Source organism: Streptomyces sp. LS1784 (genome assembly GCF_020103755.1).
Lineage (GTDB): Bacteria > Actinomycetota > Actinomycetes > Streptomycetales > Streptomycetaceae > Kitasatospora.
On record NZ_JAHSQD010000339.1, the window covers coordinates 1 to 9,099 of the forward strand.

Below are 9,099 nucleotides of genomic sequence, written 5' to 3' on the forward strand. Positions count from 1 at the left end.
TCCGGCGGGCGGGCCACGACCCGGGCGGACGACCGCCGGTGCGGGAGCGGGCGGTCGAGGCGGCGGCCTGGCTGGTGGCCGAGCGGGGCCTGGGCGCGGTCACCCTGGACGCCGTCGCGGACCGTGCCGAGTGCTCGGTGCCCAGCCTGCACACCGTCTTCGAGGGCCGGGACGGCCTGCTCGCCGCCGTCTTCGAGCAGTACGGCCCGCTGCCGGACCTGGAGGTGCTCGCGGCCGACCCGCCGGAGCGACTGGAGGACACCGTCCGGGCGCTCTACCGGACCTTCGTGGCGAGCTTCACCTGCGAACCGCGGATCGTTCCGGCGGTCTTCGGGGACCTGTTCAGCCGGCCGGACGGCCCCGCCGCCCGGGTGATGACGGCCAGCCTCCCGAGGCTGTTGGACTGTCTGGGCCGGCTGCTGCTGCCGCACGTCGAGGCCGGCCGCCTGCGGCCGCTGCCGTTCCCGGTGCTGGTCCAGCTGCTGTTCGGGCCGGTGGTCACCCACCTGCTGCTGCGGCCCGTGCTGAGCCCGGTGCTGGGTGCCGCGCTGCCCGCGGTGGAGGAGGCCACGGCGCTGTTCGCCGACTCCTACCTGCGGGCGGTCGCCCTCCCCGGGGCAGACTGTGCGGACCGGACCCCGACCCGAGGAGAACCGTGATCGGCACACTGCAGTGCCTCGTGCTCGACTGCCCCGACCCGGCAGTGCTGGCCCGCTTCTACGCCGACCTGCTCGGCGGCGAGGTGGACCGCCCGGACCGGCGCTGGTCGCTGGGCGCGGACTGGTCCACGCTGCACCTCGACGACGGCGCGGTGCTCTGCTTCCAGGGCGTCGCCGACCACCGGCCGCCGCGCTGGTCCGAGCCGGAGCACCCGCAGCAGGCGCACCTGGACGTCGAGGTGGCGGACCTCGACGACGCCGAGCGGCAGGTGCTCGCCCTCGGCGCCGTCCGGCTGCACGATGCCGGCGGGTGGCGGATCTACGCCGACCCGGCCGGGCACTTCTTCTGCCTGGTCCGCGCCCACCGGGCCTGACTCACGAGATCCGCCGGATCCGCCGTACCGCGAGGAACACCAGCAGCGCGGTCAGGGCCAGGAACAGGCCCGACTCGATCGCCTGGAAGGTCCAGAACCGGTCGGCGGGCTGGTACTCCAGCGCGTTGGTGTACGGCCCGGCGCCGAAGCCGTGTTCGGCCATGTTCCTGGCGCAGTCGGCGGCCCCCGGGTCCCCGGGAGGCGGGCAGCCGATCTGCCCGTCGTGCAGCACGACCTCGCCGGAGCCGTTGCGCACCACCTGGTCGTAGACCCAGTCCCCGGCGTAGCGGTTGGGGAGCAGCCCGCTCTCCGCCGCGTACGTCGCGGTCTTCGCCGGGAGGAAGGACGGGCGGGCCACCGTCTCGACCAGGACGCGCACCGCGGCGAACGAGGCCAGCGAGATCCCCATGGCGGGCAGCACCTTGCGGGCCGCCGTGCCGGTGTACACGCCGAGTGCCACCGCGAACAGGGTGTACGCGATCGGGGCGACGCCCTGGACGTCGAAGCTCAGGTAGCCCAGCCGCCCCAGGCCGGAGGCGACCAGGGGCCCCAGCCACCAGGCCACGCCCAGCGCGTACGTGACCGCGAGCAGCACCGAAGCGCCGCCGACCAGGCCGAACTTGGCGAGCGCCCAGTGCCGCCGACTGATCCCCTGGGTCCACACCAGGCGGTGGGTGCCGTTCTCCACCTCGCGGGCGACCAGCGGTGCGCCGAAGAACAGCCCGACCAGCACCGGCAGCAGGACGAACAGGATGGCGACGTAGGCGAACCCGCCGTACTGGTTCTGGAAGCGCTGGTTCAGGCCCTCGCAGCCGCCGGCCCCGGTCAGCATGGTCTCGTGGCCGAGTCCGGCGAGGCAGGCGCCGAGGCCGCTGTGGTCGTAGGCGCCGCGCATGGCGAGGCCGGTGGGCACCATGACGGCGGTCAGCGCGGCCAGGGCGACGAGCGTCCAGAGCAGCTGCTTGCGGTGCTGGCGCCAGATCAGCCAGGTCATGCCGCCACCTCCGGGGAGAGCCGGGTGTCGCCCGCGCCCAGGTAGGCGAGGACGAGGTTTTCGAGGGTGACCGGGTGGACGGTCCAGACGCTCTCGTCCACCGGCCGGTCGGTGCGCACCAGCAGGGTGGACTGGCGCTCGGTGTGGCTGGCCTGGACGACCGCGGCAACGCCGGGGACCGGACCGGGGCCCACCCGGGGGCCGACCAGGGTGCAGTGCTCGGCGAGCAGGTCGTCGACCGCGCCGGTCAGCTGGACCTGCGCGGTGTTCAGCACGACCAGGTGGTCGCAGACCCGCTCCAGATCGGCGAGCAGGTGCGAGGAGAGCAGGACGGTGGTGCCGCTCTCGGCGACGGCGCCCATCAGCTCCTGCATGAACGCGTGTCGGGCGAGCGGGTCGAGCGCGGCCACCGGCTCGTCCAGCAGCAGCAGGCGGGGCTGTTTGGCGAGCGCCAACGCCAGTGCCACCTGGGCGCGTTGGCCGCCGGACAGCCGGCCGACCGGCTTGTCGAGGGGGATGCCGAGGCGGACCAGCCGGTCCCGGGCGGTGGCGGCCTCCCAGCGGCGGTTGAGTTTGCCGCCCATGGTGATCAGGTCGTCGCCGGTGAAGTCCGGGTAGAGCGGGGTGTCCTGGGCGACGAACCCGATCCCGGCCAGCGCCTCGACGCCCTGCCGGGGATCGCGGCCGAACACCCGGACCTCGCCGGCGTCCGGTTCCAGCAGGCCCACGGCCAGGTGCAGCAGGGTGGACTTGCCCGCCCCGTTCGGGCCGACCAGCGCGGCGATCCGCCCGGCCGGCAGCTGGAACGAACAGCCCTCCAGTGCCCAGGCCTTGCCGTACCGCTTGCCCAACCCTCGTGTTTCCAGCGCGACTTCCGTCATGTCTTCCCCCAATTGAGCGTGGCCCGCATCGTGGTGTCGATCAGCGCGGCGATGTCCTCGTGGGCGAGCCCGGCAGCCTCGGCCCTGCGCAGCCAGACCACCAGGTCCTCGCGCAGCTCGGCCTGGTTGGCCAGCGCGGGACCGGCCAGCGTGCCGACCAGGAAGGTCCCCACGCCGGGCCGTCCCTCGGCGAGCCCCTCCAACTCCAGTTCCCGGTAGGCCTTCAGGACGGTGTTGGGGTTGATCGCCAGGGCGCGTGCCACCTCGCGGACCTTCGGCAGCTGGTCACCCGGCCGGGCCAGTCCGACCCGCAGGGCCTGCTTCACCTGGAGCACGAGCTGCATGTAGGTGGCGACCCGCGAGCGGCCGTCGAGGACGAACTCGATCACTACTTGTTCTCCTGTCTTATGACAGTAAGACAGGATGGGCGCACGAAGGTCAAGTCGTCAACCGGAAAGAGGTGTTGACGAATGGTCGCGGAGAGTCGGTCAGTCCAGGACCAGCCGGTCGCCGACCCGCAGGCGGCCAGGGGTGGCGACCTCGGCGAGGGCGTCGAGCCGGCCGTCGTGGGCGTGCACCACGGCCTTGAGGATCGCGGGCGCGTGCGGCAGTCCGGGCTGCGGGGCGCCGGTCATCGCGCAGCGCTCGCTGGAGGCGACGAAGGCGAGCCGGGCGCTGCCGGGGGCTTCGCCGGACGCCTGGCGGCCGAGCCAGGCGTCCTCGACGAACGGCGGGGTGCCGGGCGGGGTGCGCAGCACGATGTTGGGGCGGAACCGGCGCTCGTCGACCACGGCGAAGGGGACGGCCTCGCGGACCCAGTCCAGGGTGGCGGTGCTGAGCACGCTGACCGGCAGCCGGTCGAAGTGCGAGACGCCGTCCTCGCGGGCGAGTTCGACGTCCTCGCGCTGGAGGTAGGCGCGCAGGAAGGCGTTCGGCCGCTCGACCGGGCGGCCGAGCGGGTCGAACAGTTCGGGGCCGTCGATCCGGTGGCCGAGCCGGGCGGAGAGGCGGAGCAGGCCGTCCATCCGGCGGAAGCGGCGGGTGTTCTTGCCCGAGCCGAGCTTCCCGGCCGCGTCGCGGACGGCGTAGAGGCGGTCTCCGGCCAGGCCGCGCTCGTCCACCTCGACGGAGTCGAGCCGCTCGCCGCCGGTGGATTTCACGGGGTAGCGCCAGAGTCGCTCGACCACTCCGATGATCTCAGCCATGGCCGGAAAGCGTACTGGCGTTGACGGGGGATGGTCTAGACCAAGTGTCGGGGGGCGTACCGTCCGCTCAGCCCAGCCGGGCCACCGCCCGTACCGGTGCGCCGTCCGCCGCGACCAGCCGCAGCGGGAACAGCGAGACCTCCACCGGCAGCCCGGCCTCCTGGGCGGCCAGCAGCGGCCGCAGGTCGGTCAGGTTCTCGGCGATCACCCCGCCGCCGGACGCCCCCAGCAGCACCCGGTGCGCGGCGAGCGAGGGCTCGTCGGCGGTGCCGTGGTCGTGCTCGTCGGTGAGGTCGGCGAGCAGGGCGGCCACGGCCGGGTCACCCGGGCCCGGGTCGGGGGTCGGGTCGACGCTGAGCGCGTCCACCCCGACCGTCCGCACCCCGGCGGCGACGATCGCCTCGGCGGCGGCCGGGGTCAGGCTGGGGTGGGCGAGGTAGGCGTCGGTGCCCCAGTGCCGGGCCCAGCCGGTGGCCAGCAGCAGGACGGTGCCCTCGGCAGCCCGCTCCAGCGCGGGCGCCAGCAGCTCGGGAGTGACGGCCGCCCGGGGCTCCAGCCCGCGCAGGTCGGCGACCACGGCCGGGCCGGTGAACCGCTCCAGCGGCAGCCCGTCCAGGGTCGGCCAGGTGACGTCCACGTGGTACGGCGCGTCCACGTGCGTCCCGGACTGTGAGCCGAGGTGCAGGGCCAGCACGTTCACCCCGGCGGCGGCCGTGGTGAGCGCGGGCTCCAGCAGGACGGCCGGATCGCCGGGGTAGACCGGCATCGCGGTGGTCACCTGATGGGTGAGGTCGACGAGGGTCGCTGCCATGCGCCCATCCTTCCAGGGGCGGGGGGCTTCCGGGCCCCTCCCGGCACGCCCGGGCCGAACGCACACGTGGAGCGGGGACAGAATTGCCCCATGGGAACTGCGAAGCGTCAGCCATGGGTGGTCGGGGTCTCGGGTGCGTCGGGGACGCCGTACGCGGCCTCGGTGATCCGTGCGCTGCTGGCCGCCGGCGAGGCGGTGGACCTGATCGTCAGCCGCGCCGCCCGGCTCACCATCCTGGACGAGACCGGAATCTCCTTCCGGGACGCCCACTGGCGCGCCGACCTCGCCGCCTGGCTCGGTACCGAGGGCCCGGACGACGGCCTGGACGGCGTCCGCTACTGGCCCGCCGGGGACTTCGCGGCCGGCCCGTCCAGCGGCTCCTACCCCGCCAAGGGCATGCTGGTGGTGCCCGCGACCACCGGCGCGGTGGCCGGGATCGCACTCGGCCTGAGCAAGGACCTGCTGCAGCGCGTCGCCAGCGTCACCCTCAAGGAGCGCCGCCCGCTCGTCGTCTGCGTGCGCGAGACACCACTCAACGGGGTGACGTTGAAGCACTTGGTGGAGCTCGACGCACAGGGGGCGGTCGTCCTGCCCGCCTCGCCCGGTTTCTACGCCGGCGGCTCCACCGCGCGCGAGCTCGTGGATTTCGTGGCCGGACGGGTGCTGGACGCCGTCGACGTGCCGCATTCCCTGTACCTGCGCTGGGAAGGGGAGTTGGGGGCGGCGGCCCGACGGGCGGACGGCAGCGGAGGCGTTCGGCCTGAGGGGGAGTAGGGAGACCGAGGGCGGGAGAGTATCTTCTCTGCGATATCCGGGTCGGTCGGCGCGCAGCGCCTTTGAATCCGGATAATGATCTGTGGGTCTGGAGAGGTTCGGAAGGACGCGGACGGTATATGGACACGGTGGACAGACAGCTCATCCAGGCGCTCCGGGAGAACGGCCGTGCGTCCTACGCCGAGTTGGGCCGCCTGGTCGGGCTCTCCGGCCCGAGCGTGACGGACCGGATCAACCGCCTGGAGCAGGCCGGTGTCATCACCGGCTACCGGGCGACGGTCAACCCGGCCTCGCTCGGCTTCGGCGTCACGGCCCTGATCGGCCTTCAGCTCACCGACGCCGCGGACCACGAGGACGTCGCGTTCCGGCTGAAGGACCTCAACGAGGTCGAGGACTGCTGGTTCATCGCCGGCGACGACTCCTACATGCTGAAGGTCCGGGTGGCCGACGTGGCCGGCCTGGAGTCGGTGGTCAAGCGGATCTCGGGCACGAAGGGTGTGGCCCGGACACGCACCACCGTCGTACTCTCCACGAAGTGGGAAAACCGGGTGAGTGAACTTCCTCCCGTAGGAGAGTGACGCATGGCACTGGTCGGCCTGGAGGAACTGCGCGCGGCCCGGCAGCGGATCGCGGGGGTCGCCGTGCGCACCCCGTTGGTTCCCGCCCCCTGGGCGGCCGAGGGGGAGCGGCGGCTCTGGCTGAAGCCCGAGAACCTCCAGCCGACCGGCGCCTTCAAGACCCGTGGCGCCTACAACCGGCTGGCCGCGCTCACCGAGGACGAGCGGTCCCGGGGCGTGGTCGCCCAGTCCAGCGGCAACCACGCGCAGGCGGTGGCGTACGCGGCCCGGACGCTCGGCATCAAGGCCGTGATCGTGATGCCGGACACCTCGCCCGCGGTGAAGGTGGAGGCCACCCGCTCGTTCGGCGCCGAGGTGATCCTGGTCGCACCGGAGGAGCGGGACACCCTGCCCGGCGAGCTGGCCGAGAAGCACGGCTATGTCTGGGTGCCCCCGTACGACGACCCGTTCATCATCGCGGGCCAGGGCACGGTCGGCCTGGAGATCGCCGAGGACGCCCCGGCCGGGCTGGACACCGTCCTGGTGCCGGTCAGCGGCGGCGGCCTGATCGGCGGGACGGCGGCCGCGCTCAAGCTCACCCGCCCGGGCATCCGGGTGATCGGCGTGGAGCCCGAGCTGGCCGCCGACGCCCGGGCCAGCCTGCGGGCCGGCCGCCGGGTCGAGTGGCCGGTCGCCGACACCTACCGGACCATCGCGGACGGGCTGCGCACCCCGTCGCTCGGCGTGCTGCCGTTCGAGCACGTCACCGCCTACGTGGACGACATCGTCACCGTCACCGAGGACGAGATCCGGGCCACCGTGGCCCTGCTGGCCCGCCGCGGCCGGCTGGTCGCCGAGCCCTCCGGGGCGGTCGCCCCGGCCGCCTACTTCCACCGTGCCGCCGAGACCGGGGGCCAGGCGGTGGCGGCCGTGGTCAGCGGTGGCAACATCGACCCCGCACTGCTCGCCGAGCTGCTCTCGGCATAGGCGTACGCTCGTTCCGGCAAGGAATCGAACGTCGGAGGAGGCGGGGCACCGCATGGACGCAGGGCTCAAGCGCGAGCTGGAGGCGAAGGTCTACGCGGGTGAGCGGCTGACCCGCGAGGACGGGATCGCGCTCTACGCGAGCGACGACCTGGCCTGGCTGGGCGGGCTGGCCCACCACGTGCGGACGCGGAAGAACGGCGACGTCGTCCACTTCAACGTCAACCGCCACCTCAACATGACCAACGTGTGCAACGCGTCCTGCGCGTACTGCTCGTTCCAGCGCAAGCCGGGCGAGAAGGACGCGTACACGATGCGCATCGAGGAGGCCGTCCGCCTCGCCAAGGCGATGGAGAGCGAGTCCCTCACCGAGCTGCACATCGTGAACGGCCTGCACCCGACCCTGCCGTGGCGCTACTACCCGCGCTCGCTGCGGGAGCTGAAGGCGGCTCTGCCGAACGTCTCGCTGAAGGCCTTCACCGCCACCGAGATCCACTGGTTCGAGAAGATCAGCGGCCTGTCCGCCGACGAGATCATGGACGAGCTGATCGACGCCGGCCTGGAGTCGCTGACCGGCGGCGGCGCGGAGATCTTCGACTGGGAGGTCCGCCGGCACATCGTCGACCACGACACCCACTGGGAGGACTGGTCGCGGATCCACCGCCTCGCGCACAGCAAGGGCCTCAAGACGCCGGCCACCATGCTGTACGGCCACATCGAGGAGCCCCGCCACCGGGTGGACCACGTGCTGCGGCTGCGCGAGCTCCAGGACGAGACCGGCGGCTTCCAGGTCTTCATCCCGCTGCGCTACCAGCACGACTTCCACGACTCCAAGGACGGCGTCGTGCGCAACAAGCTGATGGCCCGCACCGAGATGGCCACCGGCGCCGAGGCGCTGAAGACCTTCGCGGTCTCCCGGCTGCTCTTCGACAACGTCCCGCACGTCAAGGTCTTCTGGGTGATGCACGGCGTCACCACCGCCCAGCTGGCGCTCAGCCACGGCGCGGACGACATGGACGGCTCGGTGGTCGAGTACAAGATCACCCACGACGCGGACAACTTCGGCACCCCGAACAAGCTCGGCCGCGACGACCTGCTCGGGCTGATCCGGGACGCCGGCTTCCGCCCGGTGGAGCGCAACACCCGCTACGAGGTCATCCGCGAGTACGACGGCCCGGACCCGATGCGCCGTGAGTCCCCGCAGGCGATGCGCCTCTGACCTGCGAAGATCCCTGCCGCCCGGGCCGCTCTCCGGCCCGGGCGGCGGTGGTCTTCACGGCCTCCGCACGAGGCCCGGGTTTACCAACGGGTACGGCGTTTGGCAGGATCGAAGGCATGTCCGGTTCTGATCGTGCCACCGCCTACCCGCCGCACCAGCCGATGCAGGGGCCGGTCGACCTGATGCCGCAGCAGCAGTACCAGAGCGGCCAGGCGTACCAGCAGCCGGTTCAGCAGGGCTACTACCAGGGCTACTACCAGGGCGAGTACCAGCCGTACGCGCAGAGCCCTGACGGGTACTTCGAGACGTACGACCAGCCGTTCGAGCCGTACGGGGCCGAGCCGGTCCCCGAGTCCGTCCACTACGAGGCGGAGCCCGCTCCCGAGCCCGTGTACTTCGAGCCCGAGCCCGTCGTGCTCGCCGCGCCTGCCGTGCCCGCCGCGCCCGTGGCGGGTGCCCGGACGGCTGCCCGGGGACGGCGTCGCAAGGCCAAGCAGAAACGTCACGGCAAGGCCGTGATGGCCGGTACCGCGCTGCTGGTCGCCGCCACCGCCGGCTGGTACGCCGTCGGCCAGGACGACGCCAAGCCCGGCATCGCCGCCGCCGACGGCCCCGGCCCGGAGGGCGTCAGCAAGCCCGAC

General features: G+C 72.8%; 11 protein-coding genes and 1 pseudogene. 7 read left to right on the plus strand and 5 right to left on the minus strand.

What is annotated here, in order from left to right:
* Both KS423_RS29850 and KS423_RS29855 read left to right on the plus strand, forming a co-directional pair.
* Positions 1-659 (plus strand): TetR/AcrR family transcriptional regulator (locus KS423_RS29850; RefSeq protein ID WP_224282887.1); only part of this gene is annotated, 659 nt, incomplete at its 5' end.
* The gene (locus KS423_RS29855; protein ID WP_224282888.1) at positions 656-1,033 is read left to right on the plus strand and encodes a VOC family protein; all 378 of its coding nucleotides are present in this window, start codon (positions 656-658) and stop codon (positions 1,031-1,033) included. The genes KS423_RS29850 and KS423_RS29855, both read left to right, overlap by 4 nt.
* Position 1,034: 1 nt before the next feature.
* Here the strand turns inward: KS423_RS29855 and KS423_RS29860 are convergent, their stop codons facing one another.
* From KS423_RS29860 to KS423_RS29880, 5 genes are all read right to left on the minus strand, one after another.
* Positions 1,035-2,027, minus strand: coding sequence for an ABC transporter permease (locus tag KS423_RS29860; RefSeq protein WP_224282889.1), 993 nt, complete (start codon positions 2,025-2,027; stop codon positions 1,035-1,037).
* A complete protein-coding gene (locus KS423_RS29865; RefSeq protein ID WP_224282890.1) occupies positions 2,024-2,908 on the minus strand; it encodes an ABC transporter ATP-binding protein in 885 nt (294 codons plus the stop codon). The genes KS423_RS29860 and KS423_RS29865 overlap by 4 nt, the downstream gene beginning before the upstream one ends.
* The gene (locus KS423_RS29870) at positions 2,905-3,297 is read right to left on the minus strand and encodes a GntR family transcriptional regulator (protein ID WP_224282891.1); all 393 of its coding nucleotides are present in this window, start codon (positions 3,295-3,297) and stop codon (positions 2,905-2,907) included. The genes KS423_RS29865 and KS423_RS29870 overlap by 4 nt, the downstream gene beginning before the upstream one ends.
* A gap of 99 nt (positions 3,298-3,396) precedes the next feature.
* Positions 3,397-4,113 (minus strand): MOSC domain-containing protein, encoded by a 717-nt coding sequence (locus KS423_RS29875; protein WP_224282892.1) that lies wholly within the window; start codon positions 4,111-4,113, stop codon positions 3,397-3,399.
* Between the two features lie 67 nt (positions 4,114-4,180).
* Positions 4,181-4,924 (minus strand): cyclase family protein, encoded by a 744-nt coding sequence (locus tag KS423_RS29880; protein WP_224282893.1) that lies wholly within the window; start codon positions 4,922-4,924, stop codon positions 4,181-4,183.
* A gap of 90 nt (positions 4,925-5,014) precedes the next feature.
* Between KS423_RS29880 and KS423_RS29885 the strand changes: the two genes are divergently transcribed.
* From KS423_RS29885 to KS423_RS29905, 5 genes and pseudogenes are all read left to right on the plus strand, one after another.
* Entirely contained in the window at positions 5,015-5,698 is a 684-nt protein-coding gene (locus tag KS423_RS29885; RefSeq protein ID WP_224282894.1) for a UbiX family flavin prenyltransferase, read from the plus strand.
* A gap of 119 nt (positions 5,699-5,817) precedes the next feature.
* Complete coding sequence (locus KS423_RS29890) at positions 5,818-6,276, plus strand: Lrp/AsnC family transcriptional regulator (RefSeq protein ID WP_030055719.1); 459 nt, start codon at positions 5,818-5,820, stop codon at positions 6,274-6,276.
* Positions 6,277-6,279: 3 nt separating this feature from the next.
* Positions 6,280-7,242: a threonine/serine dehydratase gene (locus KS423_RS29895; RefSeq protein ID WP_224282895.1), complete on the plus strand. Its 963-nt coding sequence runs from the start codon at positions 6,280-6,282 to the stop codon at positions 7,240-7,242.
* A 52-nt stretch (positions 7,243-7,294) separates the two neighbouring features.
* A complete protein-coding gene (gene mqnE, locus KS423_RS29900; RefSeq protein WP_224282896.1) occupies positions 7,295-8,458 on the plus strand; it encodes an aminofutalosine synthase MqnE in 1,164 nt (387 codons plus the stop codon).
* A gap of 116 nt (positions 8,459-8,574) precedes the next feature.
* Positions 8,575-9,099: pseudogene (locus tag KS423_RS29905) on the plus strand (hypothetical protein); the annotation flags it as partial.

Excerpts from the sequence above, each read along its gene's own strand:
- KS423_RS29860 (WP_224282889.1), bottom strand. The coding sequence starts at position 2,027 with ATGACCTGGCTGATCTGGCGCCAGCACCGCAAGCAGCTGCTCTGGACG.
- KS423_RS29865 (WP_224282890.1), bottom strand. The coding sequence starts at position 2,908 with ATGACGGAAGTCGCGCTGGAAACACGAGGGTTGGGCAAGCGGTACGGC.
- KS423_RS29875 (WP_224282892.1), bottom strand. The coding sequence starts at position 4,113 with ATGGCTGAGATCATCGGAGTGGTCGAGCGACTCTGGCGCTACCCCGTG.
- KS423_RS29880 (WP_224282893.1), bottom strand. The coding sequence starts at position 4,924 with ATGGCAGCGACCCTCGTCGACCTCACCCATCAGGTGACCACCGCGATG.
- KS423_RS29885 (WP_224282894.1), top strand. The coding sequence starts at position 5,015 with ATGGGAACTGCGAAGCGTCAGCCATGGGTGGTCGGGGTCTCGGGTGCG.
- KS423_RS29890 (WP_030055719.1), top strand. The coding sequence starts at position 5,818 with ATGGACACGGTGGACAGACAGCTCATCCAGGCGCTCCGGGAGAACGGC.
- KS423_RS29895 (WP_224282895.1), top strand. The coding sequence starts at position 6,280 with ATGGCACTGGTCGGCCTGGAGGAACTGCGCGCGGCCCGGCAGCGGATC.
- mqnE (WP_224282896.1), top strand. The coding sequence starts at position 7,295 with ATGGACGCAGGGCTCAAGCGCGAGCTGGAGGCGAAGGTCTACGCGGGT.